This window comes from Hyphococcus formosus (genome assembly GCF_046736345.1).
Lineage (GTDB): Bacteria > Pseudomonadota > Alphaproteobacteria > Caulobacterales > Parvularculaceae > Hyphococcus > Hyphococcus formosus.
Window position 1 is genome coordinate 3,204,617 of sequence record NZ_CP157210.1, and the last position, 16,428, is coordinate 3,221,044.

Annotated in this window: 14 protein-coding genes; 3 read left to right on the plus strand and 11 right to left on the minus strand. The window is 50.9% G+C overall.

Features of this window, described 5'->3' with window-relative positions:
- The first annotated feature begins 50 nt into the window (after positions 1-50).
- Positions 51-824 carry a P44/Msp2 family outer membrane protein gene (locus ABFZ83_RS14965; protein ID WP_411817355.1) on the plus strand — a complete coding sequence of 258 codons (774 nt, stop codon included), beginning with the start codon at positions 51-53 and terminating at the stop codon, positions 822-824.
- A gap of 262 nt (positions 825-1,086) precedes the next feature.
- Here the strand turns inward: ABFZ83_RS14965 and ABFZ83_RS14970 are convergent, their stop codons facing one another.
- From ABFZ83_RS14970 to ABFZ83_RS15020, 11 genes are all read right to left on the minus strand, one after another.
- On the minus strand, positions 1,087-1,833 hold the full coding sequence (locus ABFZ83_RS14970) for a hypothetical protein (RefSeq protein ID WP_411817356.1): 747 nt from the start codon (positions 1,831-1,833) through the stop codon (positions 1,087-1,089).
- 52 nt (positions 1,834-1,885) lie between these two features.
- The gene (locus tag ABFZ83_RS14975) at positions 1,886-3,364 is read right to left on the minus strand and encodes an N-6 DNA methylase (protein WP_411817357.1); all 1,479 of its coding nucleotides are present in this window, start codon (positions 3,362-3,364) and stop codon (positions 1,886-1,888) included.
- 8 nt (positions 3,365-3,372) lie between these two features.
- Positions 3,373-4,152 (minus strand): hypothetical protein, encoded by a 780-nt coding sequence (locus ABFZ83_RS14980; protein ID WP_411817358.1) that lies wholly within the window; start codon positions 4,150-4,152, stop codon positions 3,373-3,375.
- Positions 4,149-5,798 (minus strand): AAA family ATPase, encoded by a 1,650-nt coding sequence (locus tag ABFZ83_RS14985; RefSeq protein ID WP_411817359.1) that lies wholly within the window; start codon positions 5,796-5,798, stop codon positions 4,149-4,151. Before ABFZ83_RS14985 ends, ABFZ83_RS14980 begins: the two co-directional genes overlap by 4 nt.
- The gene (locus tag ABFZ83_RS14990) at positions 5,798-7,576 is read right to left on the minus strand and encodes a restriction endonuclease subunit S (RefSeq protein WP_411817360.1); all 1,779 of its coding nucleotides are present in this window, start codon (positions 7,574-7,576) and stop codon (positions 5,798-5,800) included. The genes ABFZ83_RS14985 and ABFZ83_RS14990 overlap by 1 nt, the downstream gene beginning before the upstream one ends.
- Positions 7,573-10,323 (minus strand): DEAD/DEAH box helicase family protein, encoded by a 2,751-nt coding sequence (locus tag ABFZ83_RS14995; RefSeq protein ID WP_411817361.1) that lies wholly within the window; start codon positions 10,321-10,323, stop codon positions 7,573-7,575. Before ABFZ83_RS14995 ends, ABFZ83_RS14990 begins: the two co-directional genes overlap by 4 nt.
- 214 nt (positions 10,324-10,537) lie before the next feature.
- On the minus strand, positions 10,538-11,635 hold the full coding sequence (locus ABFZ83_RS15000) for a tyrosine-type recombinase/integrase (RefSeq protein WP_411817362.1): 1,098 nt from the start codon (positions 11,633-11,635) through the stop codon (positions 10,538-10,540).
- A gap of 45 nt (positions 11,636-11,680) precedes the next feature.
- Positions 11,681-12,130 (minus strand): helix-turn-helix domain-containing protein, encoded by a 450-nt coding sequence (locus ABFZ83_RS15005; protein ID WP_411817363.1) that lies wholly within the window; start codon positions 12,128-12,130, stop codon positions 11,681-11,683.
- Positions 12,105-12,320: a helix-turn-helix transcriptional regulator gene (locus ABFZ83_RS15010; RefSeq protein WP_411817364.1), complete on the minus strand. Its 216-nt coding sequence runs from the start codon at positions 12,318-12,320 to the stop codon at positions 12,105-12,107. The genes ABFZ83_RS15005 and ABFZ83_RS15010 overlap by 26 nt, the downstream gene beginning before the upstream one ends.
- Before the next feature lie 99 nt (positions 12,321-12,419).
- On the minus strand, positions 12,420-13,055 hold the full coding sequence (locus tag ABFZ83_RS15015; protein WP_411817365.1) for a hypothetical protein: 636 nt from the start codon (positions 13,053-13,055) through the stop codon (positions 12,420-12,422).
- A 241-nt stretch (positions 13,056-13,296) separates the two neighbouring features.
- Entirely contained in the window at positions 13,297-14,481 is a 1,185-nt protein-coding gene (locus ABFZ83_RS15020) for a tyrosine-type recombinase/integrase (RefSeq protein WP_411817366.1), read from the minus strand.
- A gap of 633 nt (positions 14,482-15,114) precedes the next feature.
- Between ABFZ83_RS15020 and ABFZ83_RS15025 the strand changes: the two genes are divergently transcribed.
- Both ABFZ83_RS15025 and ABFZ83_RS15030 read left to right on the plus strand, forming a co-directional pair.
- Positions 15,115-15,753 carry a hypothetical protein gene (locus ABFZ83_RS15025; RefSeq protein ID WP_411817367.1) on the plus strand — a complete coding sequence of 213 codons (639 nt, stop codon included), beginning with the start codon at positions 15,115-15,117 and terminating at the stop codon, positions 15,751-15,753.
- A 135-nt stretch (positions 15,754-15,888) separates the two neighbouring features.
- On the plus strand, positions 15,889-16,428 hold the full coding sequence (locus ABFZ83_RS15030) for a hypothetical protein (protein WP_411817368.1): 540 nt from the start codon (positions 15,889-15,891) through the stop codon (positions 16,426-16,428).

The following is a 16,428-nucleotide window of genomic DNA, read 5'->3' on the forward strand; positions in this document are numbered from 1 at the left end:
ACGAAAAACGGACTGGTGAGGAATGCCGGTTCACTTAAAAGGGGTAAATCATGAATAAGTGTATTTTATCAACTGCTGCTGTCGTTGGTCTTCTCGCGGCCAATGGTGCGAATGCTGAAGAATATTACATCTCGCTCTCGGGCGGCGTATCGATGCTCAGCGATTCAGACAACATGGGTAGCTTCGACGGCGACTTCACCACGGGTGAAGGGACAACCATCCCCGCAGGTACCGTATTGCCAGACGGAACCGCTGTTGGATGGAGCACGGATTTCGATACCGGTTACGCGCTTTCTGGTGCGCTTGGCCGCGATTATGGTTTCTTCCGCGGCGAGCTCGAAGTTGCCTATCAATCAAATGGCGTTGGTAGCCACGCAGGCGTTTCTGCAGGCGGGATCGCCTTGGACGCAGAAGATGCCGGTGTGCTGATTACCGGGTCGCCGAATATTGGCGTCAGTGTTGGCGATCTTGTCAGCGACGGTCAGGGTGATGTTTCGACGATTTATGTCATGGCCAATGCTTTGGTTGACGTCGAACTTGGCGGACGTTTGACGCCCTATATCGGCGGTGGTGTCGGCGTCGGCTTTGTTGATGTGGATTATTCGCCGTCTGCCGTTGGTATCATCCAGGATAAATCAACTGCCTTTGCGTATCAGGCAATGGCCGGGGTTGCCTATGCGGTTGCTCCATCGGTTGATGTAAGCCTTGGCTATCGTTACCGCGCAACAACCGACGTTAGTGTCGAGGCGGATTTGTTCTCGGCGGACTTTGATGTTGAAAACAGCGCTTCAATCATCGAAGCAGGATTGCGCTTCACATTTTAGCCCCATCAGCCACTCCCTGCTGATGCGCGCCGTTGCCCAATGGGCAGCGGCGCATTGCGGCGAGAGGCAAGGTCGAATGTCTTTGGTGGCGAGAGCACTGCGAAACTTGTCGCAAACGTAGCCCTTGGTGCCAGGAGAGGCGTCGAACTAATGCTTTAAAAGATTGATTTTGTTAGAATTTGTAAAATTGATCCAGATCGGTACCAACAAAAGTACCAACAATATAACCTGCTTGATGGAAATGCAGATTTGCCGAGGCTTTTCAAGATTTAACTACCCGTACCCCGTTTGCTTTTTTTGATGTAACATACTTTGGGGCGCGTTTGTACATTTTGAAATGACGGTTTCCAAACCGACCGCGCCCGTATCCATTTTCTAATGCGCAAATAGCTAGTGCCGTCACTATTAGTGGAAAGATGTACTCAAATTTTGGTCCTGACCAATCAAATGGGTGCAGCAGGCTTCTCGAATTCAAGTATTGCAATGCGACCCCGCCCCAAAAGACGACGAACGAAAAACTCACAATTTCATTGGATTTACTCACCGAATAGGTCCTGTCCATCGCGACAGTTTTATAAAGGGGGCCCATGAATTGGTCTTCAAGCTTATCAAGGTGTTTTTCCCAATGTCTTTGCCAAGCCTTGCTACCTCTATTCGTTGTCCACCACGCATATGACAAGACAATGCCAACACAAGCGAGCGCAAATGGTTCAAATGTGGCTCCTGACCCTTCTCTAATCATGAATGCATATCCAGTAAAAACAGCGGCAATGAATGTCCAAAAATAGTTTGCGCGCTTCCAATACATCTCAATTTCGAATTTTCTTAGGTCATAAGCTGCTTCGAAGGCTCTTTTTGCTTTTTTCTGGAGCTTTTGTGAATCACTTTCGAGGTGAATTAATAGTTGCTCGTATTCTGCTTCCTCAATCTCTTCGAGACCCGGTACAGTATTATCCCAGAAAATTTTCAGAATTCTATTCAACTGATGAAATACGCCATTTTTTTCCATCAAACTCTCCAAATACCATTATTGAAATTCCTTCAAGCGGTCACGTAAAAATTTAGCTTTGAGTTTCTGAAGCAGCGGCAAAGCTTGCAATGGCTGATCGAAGATTCTCCAATATCTCGTCCGCTAAGACTTCAGGCTCTGGAAGGTTTTCTAGGTCGGTCATTGATGAGTCCCGGAGCCAGAAGAGATCGAGGCTCGCCTTATCACGTTCAAGCAGCTCTTCACGCTCAAATGCGCGCCATCGGCCATCTGGCGTTTCCTCACTCCATGTCGGAATACGCTCATGTCGGTTGCGGGGATTGAAGCAAGAAACAAAGTCTTCGAGGTGACTGTAGGTAAGGGGCTTTTGCTTCAAAGTGTGATGCACGTTTGTTCGGTAGTCATAATACCAGACTTTTGAGGTCTGTGGATCGGGGCTCGCGGCACGGTTATCGAAAAATATCACATTCGCTTTGACACCGTGCGCATAGAAAATCCCCGTCGGTAGGCGGAGGATTGTGTGAAGGTCAGTCGTTTGTAGTAACTTGCGCCGGATGGTCTCACCGGCGCCGCCTTCAAACAGAACGTTGTCTGGAACGACAACCGCTGCACGGCCCGTCGTTTTTAGCATGGTGCGAATATGCTGTACGAAATTCAGTTGCTTGTTCGATGTCGTCGCCCAAAAGTCCTGCCTATTGTAAGTCAAGTCGTCTGTTTCTTGCTCGCCTTCCGCATTGGTAAAGCTCATCGAACTTTTCTTGCCGAAAGGCGGGTTTGCCAGAACATAGTCGAAGGTATCGGAAGGAGGTGAAATCAGGGCATCTGCGGGAGATACCAAGGTATCACCAGTCATTTCGCCGATCCCATGAAGGAACATGTTCATGAGGCAGAGCCGCCGTGTCCCAGCGACAATCTCGTTGCCGAAGAAAGTCGAGTGTTTCAGGAATGCCTTTTGTTCCTTGTCGAGCGAGTGGTTGTCTGGGTCCGCCAGGAAATCATGCGCGGCGAGGAAGAATCCCCCGGTCCCACACGCGGGGTCGGCGATGGTCTTACCGGGTTCGGGGCGAATACATTCGACCATCGCCTGGATCAAAGCGCGCGGGGTAAAATATTGTCCTGCACCGGATTTAGTATCCTCAGCGTTCCGTTCCAGCAGCCCTTCGTAGATGTCGCCTTTGACGTCTGCACCGAGTGTTACCCACTTGGTCCCATCCACCATGTCGATCAGGCGGAACAGCTTGGCGGGGTCGGTGATCTTGTTTTGCGCCTTGGTGAAGATCTGACCGAGCATACCTTTTTGTTCGCCTAGCTCGCGCAACAGAATGACGTAGTGTGCTTCCAGCTCTGCCCCACGGCGCGAGGTCAGGCTGTTCCAATCAAAACCTTTGGGAATGCCAATATCACGCTCGTAAGGCGGCTTAGCATATTCGTCAGCCATCTTGAGAAATATCAGATAGGTGAGCTGTTCCAAATAGTCGCCGTAACCCACACCATCGTCACGTAGCGTGGTGCAGAAACTCCAGACCTTGGATACAATAGGGGCGGTGTTCATTTTATCTCCTAGGCTGCTGCCAAGATCGTCTCAACAAACGGTTTATTCTTGTAGGATTGCAGAACACGCCTTGAGAATGCGGAAAGCTCGGCGCGTTGGTCCAGAAACCGCTTTAGGTCTCTCACGGCGGATGTGTAAGCTGGTTGCGCGGCAAGATCGCCTCCGACAAAACGCGTCAAGTTCGCTTCGACCTCATTGACCTTCTCCTGAATCTTAATAGCCGCTTTCCGTCTTTCTTCCTGCAAATCTGAGTGATTAAGGTGATACGCCGCTATCGAGGTTTCCGCCCTAACTTTCTGTGGGTTTGCGTTGTCGTCGCTGGCAGGGACTGCAACACCGTCAGCGCGATAGTCTAATGCATCTGGATCAGCCGCGTTGCAGGGATCGAGAAGCAGAGGGCGTTCATTGCAGATCTCGTCGGCGCAAGTGGCCATTTGGCATCCATCAAAAAGTGGAAACCCGGCACCCTTTCCTCCAATTTCGCCAGTGTTACGATCCTTGCGGCGACTATTGCACAAGGTGCACGCAAAGCGAAAATTATCAATACGGAAAGCTGCCCACTTGTACTTGGACTTTGGTCGGTAGTGGTCTACTGCGCCGTCCGACCGAATGTCCTTCATTTCGCAGTAATAACACTTGTCGAAAGACGCCCCCTTTAGGCTTTCTTTGCAGCACTGCCAAACATTCGAATGATTTCCAATATTTTCTTCACCATCGGCCTCGGCCTGGGCAGCCATCTCGCCGAAATCTGCTGGAGGAACCAAGAAAGCTGTATCGATAAATCTCATGACTGGGACTCTTTTTCAATTTCATTGAGTGCTTCCCCGACCAAACGTCGCGCTTCTTCCGGATCTAACCTTTCACTTTCTTGGCCTGCCTTGGCATTGGAGATAGAAGTCCGTTCAGCACGCGCCCGAAGGTATTCCGTATACACTGGGTCTCTCATTTGATAGCGGAATCCAAATTCCTCCAGTTGCCTGGTTACTTTATTTAGTTCTTCGTTTTCGGCTTGGCTTAACGGGGTTTTGGCTGACAGTCTTCGCTGAGTCTCCAGTAGTTTTTGGGTTGTTGTATCTACGGCAGCATTAAGATCGAAGAGATCGCTTGTGATGACTCCAGCATAACCCATTCCAACAGGGTCGATTTCCGGTTTTTCCGACGTAACGTATAGGGTCTCATCATCGCGTTTTAATATCTGAATTTGCTCCTTCACGAGTTCAGCAACAGCTATCGGGTTATGCGTTGCAAGAAGGACATGGCTGGATTGGCTATTTTCATTCTCATCTTTGAGAAAATCCCGGATGTGCTGAATGTATTCAACGCTCCAGCGTGGATTAAGGTGTGTGTCCGGCTCATCTAGCAGGAATAGGCTCTCTTCAGCCGATGTGAATTGAAGCAATCCGAGTACTGTTAGAAGTTGTTGCTCGCCTTCGCTCAGTTCACGGAAGGTCACTGAGCCATCGTTCTTTCTTAGTTTCACCCTGATCCGAACTTCATCAATCAGATCGGAAACATGGGTGCTTTCCAGGTCGCGGAAAAACTCAGCCGAAGTCTTTCCATTTGCTAATTCTTGCAAAGAATCTATGTCCTTTGCATATAAATATAAATATTCCAGCGTTCTGGAGCGTCGTACATCGTACATCTCTCGGCGTTTGATGCGGATCGGAGCGAGCGAAATTTCATAGAGCTTAGCAAGGAAATCTCGAACGATTCCTTTTGAGTTCCAAAAGCGATGATCGCCGCCCGTCGCTTTCTTATTGTGCCAGTACGGTTGTTTGAGCACGAATAAAACGGACTCTATTCCGCCTTCTTCGAGTCCGAGTTGTTTTTGCAGAAATTCGTCCGTTTGTGTCTTGTTATTCACGATGAACGAAAGCAGCACGAAATTGCTGTGCACGGGTTCAGCGAAAAACATGCGCTTCAGCCCGGGGTCATTGTTCTTGATCAGTTTGTCATCGTAGTTCTTCAAGTAGGCACGAAAGACCTCCTTCATCCGCTCGCTCTCACCCGAGTAGTAGCCGAACAGGAAGCGAGGCAGGTGCTCTGAGTCTTCACCGATAATTTTTGTTCTGCTTATTGGTGTTCCTTGGAGATCATCAAAGGAGGTGCCAACCGGATAAGGCTCCTGATGCTCGTCCTTACTGACGGTCTTTGCCCGGTATGCTTCTTTCCGTTCTGGATCAGCGTCGATGAAGACCCACCGGTCCTGGATTTCGTAGGCGATGCGATACTTGATCGAAGGTACGTTTTTCTTTCCGTTTCTGTCCGTCCCCATGAGCAGGTCACGAAAAATTTCGGTCAGGGCTTCGAGCACATTGGATTTGCCGGTGCCGTTCCGGCCTATCAGTACGGTGATCAGGTGGTCCTGAGAAAAATCAATCGTCAGATCCCTGAGGTTCTTATACTCGTGTATCCAAAGCCAATCGATGCGCATTAGCTCACCTTGGCTTTTGTAAGGCGCAACCAATCCTCGTCACCGCGTCTTTCGACTTCGATGGCAGCGCGTTCGACGTAATCTTTCAGCTGGCGATAGAACGCCTCGACGTCGTCGGATGTCGAGTTATCGCCAATCCCCAAAGCCTGTGCTGCCTTCGAGGCGGAGATCCAGCTTTTTTGTTTTTTCAGAACTGCGATCAGGTCGGTCAATGTCGGCCTCCTTGCTTTTAGTTTGCGCGATGACGTGGATTTACGGTTGCGTTTGGCAGCTTGTTCTCTTTCGGCTTTCTCGACTTTAATCCGCTCAAGCAGGATGGAGGCTGGCTCGTCCTTGGGGTCCTGAGGGACGAGTTGGCCAGAGAAAGCTTTTTTCAGGATGGATTGGCGCAGGGCGTCGGCGCGGGTGAGGGCGGCATCGATCTCGGCGTCTAGCGCGTCGGCGGCTTCGAGTTTTTCGTCGAGGATGCGGACGATTTCTGTTTGTTCGGCGGGGGAGCAAATTGGCAGCAGAACTTCGTCGAGTGCTTTTCCCGTCAGATGTTTGATTGTTGATCCAGTGTAGTGCTTGTCCAGAAGCCCCGCGAATGTAGCAAACCTCAAGAAATAATAGGCAAACCAAGCGCTGAAAGACTGCGTGAAACGAACACGATGCAGCGCCTTTTGAATAAAGACACTTTCGTCAGCCCCTTGCCATACCGCACAGCGCCCAGGTTCGCCACCTTCGCAGATCACCAAATCTCCCGCTCTTATTCCATAACGCGGGACTTCGTGATCTTCGATAAGCATGGTTTTTTCTGCGTCGACATCAAAGGCACCCCATCGAAGATTGATGTTACCTAAGTATGGCCTGGGTTTACCTCGGTTCTTCTGCCGATCTAACATTTTTCCTAGGACGGCTTCGAACGCAACTGCGCCTAAAGGGGCGGTGATCCAGCTGGATGGGATCGCGAAGCGATCATGGGGCTCCGATTTGAGGTCCTTTGGCCGCTTCGGTTTCGCCGGTTTCTTGCCTTGTTCGGCGTCGGCGCGCCATTTGGTGAGGGCGGTTTGCCAGTCGTCTAGGGCGGTTTTGTAGCGGGTGTCTCGTTCGGTCTGGATGCGGGCGAGGAGGGTTTCGGGGGCCTCCAGTTTGTCAGCATTTTGCGCGCGCCAATAGGCGGTGAGGCGGCCTTCAAAGGCGGATTTCAGCAGGGACTGGCGGTAGAGGCCGAGGGCGGCGCGCGCCGTTTGCAGGCTCTCGACCCCCTTGTCGATCTCGTCGAACATCGCCTCGATCTTCTCCACGATGCGGCGTTGTTCGTTGGTCGGAGGGAGTGGAGCCGGAAGCACACCAAAGGCCGCGCCAGAGAGTTCCTTGAAAGTCGTGCCGGTCGCGCGTTGCTCGGCCAACTGTTTGGAGGCTTTGAGGTAGTGATACAGGTATTCGTTGAAAATGCCGGTGTAAGGCACCACCGACTTGAACCCCTGATTTGTTGCAGCCGGCACGGAAGTGATTGCGACATATCCGACCGGTGCGCGGGATGAAAACATCACACTGCCAGCGGGCATGATCCTTGCGGATGAGTTCGCAAGGCCCTCTTCGGTGAGTGTTTTTGCGCCGCGCGCTATGAATTTCTGTTTATATCCAGTGAGATCGGATGGCGCGAACCAAATGACGTCTCCGTCCCAGTAGTCGCGCACCTTCGTCGAGGGTGTAGCACCGGAAACGACGTCCCCGAGTTCCTTGATGACCGTCCATTCCCAAGACGAAGGGACTTCCCACAAACGTTCCGTCATGCCGAGAGCGCCTCATTCATCTCGGTCATGACCTCGTCCATTCCATCCCCAAAGAGCGCGTACATCTGCCCCATGCCGCCCTTGCCGTCAAAGGGGGCCATTTCCAGATCATCGCGCTCGATGGTGAATGAGGTGGCGAGGTGGTCGCGGATCATGCGTAGCCAGTCCATCTGTTCCTCGGTGAACTTCTCGCCCGCGCCGGAATGGCGTTTCAAAATCCAGTTCTGGAAATTGCGCCGCACCCGGTCTGAATTGCGGGTCAGCGTGTCATCAAGGCCCGTCACCCGTCGGATGAGCGCCACCAGCGCCGTCAGATCGCTGGCGGGGTTGCTGCCCTTGTAGTCATCCAGATACCCATAGGCGCGCCAGACGGTTAGCGGGGCCAGGCGCGGGCGGTCCTCGGTTAGTTTCTTCAGCACGTCCTTGATCATGGCGTAAGTCACTTCGGACCGGCGGGCAGGCGTATTGAAGTAGATCGAAAGTGCCTCGATCTCGTCACGGTTCTCGGTCAGGTAATCCTCGAACTCCTGCGCGATTTGTTTCGCGTTCTCGGCCACATCGCCCGCCCATTCCGCGCGCAGCAGCGTGTCTAAGTTTTCATGATCGATGGTCTGTTCGTTGTCGCGGCGGATTGTGTCCATCAGGTTGATGAGCGGGCCGGTGAAGATGTTGGCGGCCTGTTTGATCCGTTCCTCGCGGGCGGTTTGCATGGCCATGTCATCAGGTTCGGGGTGGCCCGCGGCTTTGGCGTCTGCCTCTACCTTGTCGGGATCGATGGCGTCGAAGAGGTCGCGCACGATGGCGGTTAGGGATGTTCCGGCCTCGGTCGCGATCTTTTCCTGATCCTCGGCTCCGAGCTTGTTGTCGAGCCGCGAAAGACGGGCCGCAAGCGAGCTGACGGTGTCCTCCGATCGGTCACCCATGATCAGCCCCATCGCGAGGTCCTTAAACGGAATCGAGGGCTTGGTGTCGAGCGGCTGGCTGGCGGTTTTTAGCGATTTGGTGACGCCGACGGCATCGACGATCACGTAGTGAGTCTTTGCGTCAGCAGAAGGGGAGACTTTTTTGAGATCATCCGCTTTCACCACTCTAGTGCCGCGCCCTTTCATCTGTTCGAAATAATTCTTTGATTTCACGTCGCGCATGAAGATCAGGCATTCGAGCGGTTTGACATCGGTGCCTGTCGCGATCATGTCCACCGTCACCGCGATGCGCGGGTAATAGTCATTGCGAAAGGCCGAAAGCGAAGATTTCGGGTTTTTAGCGCCGTTGGTGATCTTGCGGCAGAAGTCGTTGCTTTCGCCGAACTCCTGCCGGACGGTCTGGATGATGTCATCCGCATGGCTGTCAGTTTTCGCGAAAATGAGGGTTTTTGGCAGTTCGTCGCGACCCGGAAATATCTCGGGCCACTTATCGTGAAAGGCACGTATAACAGTTCGTATCTGATCGGGGTTAACGACAGAGCGGTCAAGCTGAGTGGCGGCATAGGCTTCATCTTGGTCTTGTGTTTCCCACCGTTTGGCCCTTGTGTCGCGTTCGCGTTTTTCGACAAGTTGCTCGGCTTTGAGCGTTTCTCCGCCTTTCGTGATTTCGGTTTCTATCAGGTAGATTTCATTGCCGACGTTCACCTTGTCCGCAACGGCGTTTTCATGGGTGTATTCGCTTACAACGTTCTTCTGAAAGAAACCGTAAGTGCGATTGTCCGGTGTGGCTGTAAGACCGATCAGATAAGAATCGAAATACTCGATGACCTGGCGCCAAAGATTGTAGATCGAGCGATGGCATTCATCGATCACGACAATGTCGAAATATTCCGGGGGGAGCTTGGCGTTGTAGACGACCGGCAGCGGTTTCTTGCGTTTCCATTTCTGCTCTGCCGGGTTTTCCTCATCTGCGCCTTCATTCAATTCCTCGCCCTTCAGCGTGGCGTACATGCGCTGGATCGTCGAGATGACGACCTGACTGTCGTTCGCGATGGATGGCGAAGTGAGGCGCTGGACGTTGTAGAGTTCGGTGAACTTGCGATTGTCGTCATTGGGGATGAAGGCCATGAACTCTTGTTCGGCCTGCTCACCGAGGTTCTTAGTATCAACGAGAAAAAGGATGCGACGGGCTCCGGCATGTTTGAGCAAACGATAAACTTGCGTTATCGCGGTAAAGGTTTTCCCAGAGCCCGTCGCCATTTGGACAAGGGCGCGAGGTTTGTCAGACTTAAGCGATGTTTCGAGGTTTGTAATAGCCTTGATCTGGCAATCGCGAAGGCCATCAGGATTGAGATTTGGTAGCGCCGAGATGCCAGCTCGTAAACTCTTTGGGGCTTGTGTCCAGGACTTCAGTGTTTCTGGCCTGTGAAAAGTAAAGACTTCGCGAGACCGTGGATTGGGATCGCGTGCGTTTGTGAAGCGCGTGACCTGCCCGGTACTTTCATACAGGAACGGAAGAGGCTCGGAGTTTTTTACCCACTTTAAGTTCGCGTTGGCGTACCCTTCGGATTGCTCTTCTACGGTGGTGAGCTTGGCCCCCCACTTGTCCGGTTTTGCTTCGACAACACCGACCGCTTGTCGGTCAGCAAAAAGGACGTAGTCGGCGGGCCCGATGTCTGTCTGGTATTCGCGAACCGCCACACCTAAACCAGCGTTAAAATCGAGTGAGTCCTTATCCTGGACAATCCACCCAGCTACCCTCAGGCGTTTATCGATCCGATCCCGAGCGATTTGCTCTGGAGTTTGATTTATATCGGGTGACACGCGACGAAGCCTAATATTGCTTTTGTTTCGCCAATACTGGTCATAGTGAAGCTAAAATGCAATCTGAGATGCTGATTAGTAGTCTTCATTTTTTAGTCTAAAACACCTTATCTTCAAGCGCTTACGGAAATAGCGTAGTCCATTGTAGATGGAGAACAGGGTTTTCTTACTTCGAAGCCTCAGCAAAGCTTTATCAAATCCTAAAGGTGAGAGTTTATTGCCCGCGCTCAACCTGGCGCTTCATCCATTCAAGTGCTTCGGGTGGCGGTGATTCGCTTGGCGCGGTTTTCTTGTCCATTAGGCCAGCCATGATCTCTCCAGTTTGATGGTCGGGGAGCGTTCCGTAGCTCGTCCATGTCGTGTCGGCCTTTTCGTGGCCAAGGTTCTGGCTCCAGGCTTTTGAGTCGCGCAGTCCCAGGTTCAGGTCATAGGCGAGGTGGGCAAGGGTCTTCCGAAAGCTGTGGGGGTGAAAATAGGACAGGCCAGAGACTTCGAAGCGCTCGCGAAAGATACGGCGAATTGCGGATGCATCGGTCCAGTATTCACGTGTGAGGCCCAAAGCCGCGAATACTCCATCTTCATTCAAGCCTGTTTCTGTCTTGGGGAAAAGCGGATCTGTTTCGGCGAAAAGTAGCTCTGTTTTCAGGTATGCGACCCATTCCTCGATAATCTTCACGAAGTCGTCCCCGACGGGGAAGAAAAAGGTCTTCATCGTTTTCGAGTTCTTGGTATTGACGACGCGAGCATCCTGAAACACTTCGCGCCTAGCCATATTGACCTTGCCAACGGGAAGGGACGCTAAAGCTGCATCACGCATTCCGGTCAAAATGGCAAATGCAATTAAGGCTCGGTCACGCTTTTCTATAGAGGTTTCGTCTGGAGCGGTGGTAATGACGTGTCGAATTTGAGCTAGGCTCGGGAAAGGCTTTTCGCGCGAAGCAGCGGCGATTCGGTCTTGGCGACCGGAAGGGCTAAAATAGGCAGCGTCAGTGAAATCCACTTTGCTCTTATATCCAGGTTGGTCCGAAAGCCACTCAATGAAGGCTTTTAGTATCTGGAGACGTGATCGGATCGTTGTTTCGGACAGCGGCTTGCCAGTCTTTTCATTTGTCGCCTTTTCGAGGTCGCGCTTAAACTTGCGCGCTTGCTCAAAGTGGAAGGCTGTAAAATCGCGGTTCCCGGTCGATTGTTCAAAGAGCGAAATTGCTGCGGCGACCTGAGTGGTCGTCTTCACATCTTTGCGTCTCGCATCTTCGAGCCAATTCAGATATTTCCGTTTGATCCGCTCATTTTTTGAGTTGATTTTGAGCATGGTTTCGCGCTCCCAGTCTAAGTGAACATTTAAGCAGGGGTGTATTCACTCAATTAGGTGTTTGAGATGCTGCGGCGCTGAAAGGCGAATTATTCGACGGAGTGTGGCAAGGGTCTTCAGCGAGAAGCGCTTGTGAACCACCGCTGCGCAGTCGGAACAAAGCGCCCGGATATTGCAGGAGTTCACATTCGCGCCAATAATCTCGGCTTCACCAAACGCTGCTGTACGGGGTGCGCGACATCTAAAGCAAAACCATTCATGAAGCGCGCATTTCTGTTTTCTGGGAGTACGGCGGTCGATGAATTCTCGAAGCGCCTTTCCATGAATTAGGAATGGCTTCGACTGGTCGATTGGCGACAATTCACCCTTGCTAAGCCACCTGAGGACTGAGCCTCTGTGTAAGCCCAAGGCAGTGGCCGTTTCACTAACTGTATAGCAGCGGTGGATACTGATCGACCGGCCATTCAGCCTACGCCCCATTGCTGGACACGCCATTGGCAATGAGCGCGTAGATTTCCTCAGCGCGCCAGACAGTGACGCGTGCGCCCAGCTTGAGCGGCTTAGGGAAACGCCCGTCTTTGACGCCAGCCCACCAGGTGGACTTGGAAACTGGGATTGGGCCGGAGGGTGCCAGAATTTGCTTCAGGCGGACAAATCCGGTTTGGGGGAATTTGTTGTTGTCCATTTAGTTCACCTCGACTTGTAACGGTTCGAGGCAGTGTTATTAGGATACGCCGGGATCGAGGCCTAATTAGGATTTCGACAATCCTAATTAGGGTTGTTGCTATTTTGCGTCATCATCTATCGTTTCCCAGTCGATCAACTCACAAGCTTCATTGACCCACCTGCGGATTGTATCATCGCTTAGGGGAACATTGAGTAACCTAAGATCAGTCTCTATGTCTGTTATTGCTGAGTTTTGTCGCAGTTTCGGGTTATAACCGTATCCGCGAACGGCCATTCCAGCGATCAGCTTTAGCATTGATGATTTAGTTTTATGGTGCAGAACATTATCTTTTGGTAGTTCGCTTGCGATGGCCTGGTTTTCGATATTCGCGCTGAAATCAGATTCTGGGATGAGTTGTTCATCCGATTGCCTCACCACTTTCGCCGCCTTGACTGCTATGACGAGCTCCTTTGGTGGACTATATCCCTGAGTTTTGGCCCAGTTTAGAATTTGCTCGGGCTTAAGATGCCTGCCATCAGATAGTGCAGTTTTAGCTCTATTGAGCATTTCCAAAAGATCGCAGAACTGTCGAAAATTAAACGCTGGGCGCGATCCGGATATTCTATCTCGCGCTAGCACAATCCGAGGATCGAGCCTGAGCAGTAACGCCCCGGCCTCCTCGCGAGTCCACGTTTCTAATCTGGCGAAATATTTGAAGCAATTCTCATCAGCTTGGTAGTCTGCATCTGACATCGGTCCGACCTGTTTAATATACGCTATCGGACAACATTAGATGAATCAAAACCAAATACCCAAGCTTGTTTTAAATAACTGAGACACTACCCAACTTTTGACAGAAGTGGTTCTGGACACAGGTAGCGTTATACTGAGAGCTTGATGCTGACTTTCAACGATGATGTTCTCTTTGAGAAAGCTGCATTGCCATTTTTTCAATTGTGAATGCTTGAAATAATTTCCCGTGGCTGATTCCAGTTTAGGTAACGGCGAGTAGTCGGTCCGCCCACCATTGGCACATTTTCACGCGTTCGTCCCAATAGCTACTGCGGTGGTAGGCGCGTCTAACTTCGTCTGAACCTCTATGCGCCAATTCTGCTTCGATAGCATCTGGCGACCATTTCCCGCTTTCGTTTAATAGGCTTGATGCGCTGGCGCGAAAGCCGTGCGACGTACATTCGTCTTGGGTAAACCCCATTCTGCGAAGTGCTGTATTCATTGTGTTTTCGCTAATCGGCTTTCCGTTCCGCAATGTGGAAGGGAATACCAATTCAGTGTCAAAATTTATTTCGCGCAATTCTCTAAGCAATTCGACGGCTTGGGTCGGTAGTGGTTTGATATGCTTACGGCGCATTTTCATCCGTTCCGCCGGAATCGTCCACTTGCGCGCATCAAGATCAAATTCATCCCATTTTGCGAGCCGCAGTTCGCCCGGGCGTGTGTAGAGTAGGGCCATTAGCTTAAGCGCTGTACGTGTCTCCGGCGCGCCTGATTGATAACCCCAAATGGCTCTAATGAGCCCGGCATAATCTTCCCATTCAGTAAAAGCCGCCATGTGAACGGTTTTGGGTGTTGTGAGCGCGCCACGTAGGCCGAAAGTCGGATCGTTGGACGCTCGCGTCGTTGAGATCGCGAATCGGAAAACCTGCCCGATAACGGATCGCATTCGCTTAGCCGTTTCGTAATTCCCCTTCGCTTCGACTTTCCGAAGTGTGGCGAGTATCTGCGGTGCAGTTATCGCCGTTATGGGAAGGTCGCCAAGGTCTGGCATTGCGAGGCTTAACAGCCACCGCTTCTTCTCCAGCGTTCGTTCAGCCAGCCCCTCTTTCTCGCCCTTCTCGATAAGCTCGTCCGCGATCTTCCCGAAAGTGTGTTCAGTGAGCGCGATCTGTTCTTCCTTCTCAGCTTTTGCATGGGCGGCAGGATCAATCGCTTCGGCGAGGAGTGCCTTTGCATCGTGGCGCTTGCTTCTCGCAAGTGCGAGGGAAACGTCTGGATAAGCGCCGAAAGCCAGCAATTTCTGCTTCCCGTCGAACCGGTACGCCATGCGCCAGAGTTTTGAGCCAGTGGGTTTAACTTCGATGTAAAGGCCGCCGCCGTCACTTCTTCTAAATGGCTTAGATTCGGGCTTTAAGCGGCGGATTTGTATATCTGTAAGCGCCATTGTTGGTACTTTCGTTGGTATCGTGGCAGTACCATAGCGCTAAAACGGGGTAGGGTACCAACGAAAGTACCAACATTTCGATTGGATACCAACAAATCAGGCCGGATAAGGTCGGACATTGTTATCGCGTAGTTGATGCGTAAAGCAATGAAATCATTGTGTTATTTATCGTTATCGGATTTTCTGGGATGTCCCTTTGGTGCCCAGGAGAGGAACCATACCAAATTAAAAACAACTAAAAAACAATAGCTTAGAGGTGGTAAATTTCCATTTAATGTAGCGAATTGCATCTGTTTTTGTATCAAATTGCATGCCTCTGATCAACTGTATGGCTGGTGCGAAATTGGGACCCGAACTACCGCGCCGAAAGGAGGACTCGAACTCCTATCGTCGTAGCTTGATAAGGGTGGGCTACGATTGGGGAGGGGTACCCGGAAAAACACCCCGGTAGCTCGTTATTGATAATATGCGCCCCTGAGGTCTGGGGGTAACATCGCATACATCCGAGGATTTAAGGGTGAGAAGCTTGTGGTTGCACTCAATCATAGAGTGCGCCTGCATTCTCTACGTCTATAGCTTTCAATTGGGATCAATATTGATATAAATCATCACAAATTGCATTGGGGGAAGTTCATGAGAAGTATTATTGGTGCCGTAATTGCGTTTTTTCTTGGTTTTATGCCAGCACATGCAGAACCGGTCACCTATCAGATATTGCTAGAGGGGGAAGGTTTCTCGAATGGGGAGGCAGTATCAATCTCAGGCACCGGTTCGTTCGTTTGGGATTCTGAAGACCTCGTAGACTTCAACGATTACTGCGTTACTGACTGCGGTAACCTGCCCACACTCGCCCTCATAAAAAGTATCAATTTTGATGTCCCACAGCTAGGTCTTGGTATTCATGGAAACGACACAGCTTCGTTAGGTATATTTGACGAAAATTACGGTTATCTCTTTTTCAACGGCTCAGGAATGTTGGGTTTCTGTTTGGTCACGCAGAATGCCTTCTTTGGTTGTGAGCAAGCTGGTGATGGGATGCCTAGCGGTAATCACAGTGGAACCCGAGCGATATTTTTAGGTGATGCAAATCAAGGTGCACCATTTCAGTTTAATCTAGCAGGAAACGATTGGCAGTATTCTGGGGTAGACGGATCTTCCTTTAATGGTACGGCGTCAGGCACCATAGAAATCCAAGCTGTTCCAATCCCCGCAGCGTTGCCTATGTTTTTGTCTGCTTTGTTTGGATTCGGAGCATTTCGGTGGTTGAGTTGAAAACCATCAAGTGGTTGGAATAGAAGCAAATAGGCTATTTGCGATGGTGGGGTATTTATGCATCGAATGAGTCCTTCTAATTAAAGGTTAATCCGCGGAATGTTGTTTCGAACCCGGTTTGGAAGGGGGGGGGGCATGAATGATGTGATCGGGGTCGGAGATTTTTTGATTGGCGTTTCGGCCGCGGTAGCGTTGACGGGATTGTTTGTTAGTTATCGCACAAGACGGTTGGCTCATTTAGATTTTCCGCCGCTTGACTGGCGTGTTAAGTGGGAGAAATTCGAACCAAATAGTTATACCGATGGTGTTGGTCAATTCCCGATGTGGGGTGGTGATTTCCGAAGAATCGATTTGGAGGTCCGTTTGAAAAGCGATACGTTTCATATAACGGAAATTCGATTACCCTGGCTATTCTTTCATTGTTTTAGACGGCCGCGTCTCTATAAAATTGATGCGCAATTACGGCCGCGGACGCATGATGGAAAAGGTTATCGTCGCCTATGGGGCGGTCTGAATAAGTGGTCATTTTATGTTGGCGGAAAATCTGAACCGAAGCATCTCATGGTAAAAATAGAGATGATGGGACATTCTCAAGCGTATGTATGGGCGAAGTTGCGCCTTGATATTTACCCTGATAGCCCTCTGAATTATTGGCGTGGAATAGCCAGCATCTAA

Bases quoted from the DNA above. Each gene is read 5' to 3' on its own strand.
- ABFZ83_RS15030 (WP_411817368.1), top strand. From the start codon at position 15,889: ATGAATGATGTGATCGGGGTCGGAGATTTTTTGATTGGCGTTTCGGCC.
- ABFZ83_RS14970 (WP_411817356.1), bottom strand. From the start codon at position 1,833: ATGGAAAAAAATGGCGTATTTCATCAGTTGAATAGAATTCTGAAAATT.
- ABFZ83_RS15025 (WP_411817367.1), top strand. From the start codon at position 15,115: ATGAGAAGTATTATTGGTGCCGTAATTGCGTTTTTTCTTGGTTTTATG.
- ABFZ83_RS15010 (WP_411817364.1), bottom strand. From the start codon at position 12,320: ATGGACAACAACAAATTCCCCCAAACCGGATTTGTCCGCCTGAAGCAA.
- ABFZ83_RS15005 (WP_411817363.1), bottom strand. From the start codon at position 12,130: ATGGCGTGTCCAGCAATGGGGCGTAGGCTGAATGGCCGGTCGATCAGT.
- ABFZ83_RS15020 (WP_411817366.1), bottom strand. From the start codon at position 14,481: ATGGCGCTTACAGATATACAAATCCGCCGCTTAAAGCCCGAATCTAAG.
- ABFZ83_RS14980 (WP_411817358.1), bottom strand. From the start codon at position 4,152: ATGAGATTTATCGATACAGCTTTCTTGGTTCCTCCAGCAGATTTCGGC.
- ABFZ83_RS15000 (WP_411817362.1), bottom strand. From the start codon at position 11,635: ATGCTCAAAATCAACTCAAAAAATGAGCGGATCAAACGGAAATATCTG.
- ABFZ83_RS14965 (WP_411817355.1), top strand. From the start codon at position 51: ATGAATAAGTGTATTTTATCAACTGCTGCTGTCGTTGGTCTTCTCGCG.
- ABFZ83_RS14990 (WP_411817360.1), bottom strand. From the start codon at position 7,576: ATGACGGAACGTTTGTGGGAAGTCCCTTCGTCTTGGGAATGGACGGTC.
- ABFZ83_RS14975 (WP_411817357.1), bottom strand. From the start codon at position 3,364: ATGAACACCGCCCCTATTGTATCCAAGGTCTGGAGTTTCTGCACCACG.
- ABFZ83_RS15015 (WP_411817365.1), bottom strand. From the start codon at position 13,055: ATGTCAGATGCAGACTACCAAGCTGATGAGAATTGCTTCAAATATTTC.
- ABFZ83_RS14985 (WP_411817359.1), bottom strand. From the start codon at position 5,798: ATGCGCATCGATTGGCTTTGGATACACGAGTATAAGAACCTCAGGGAT.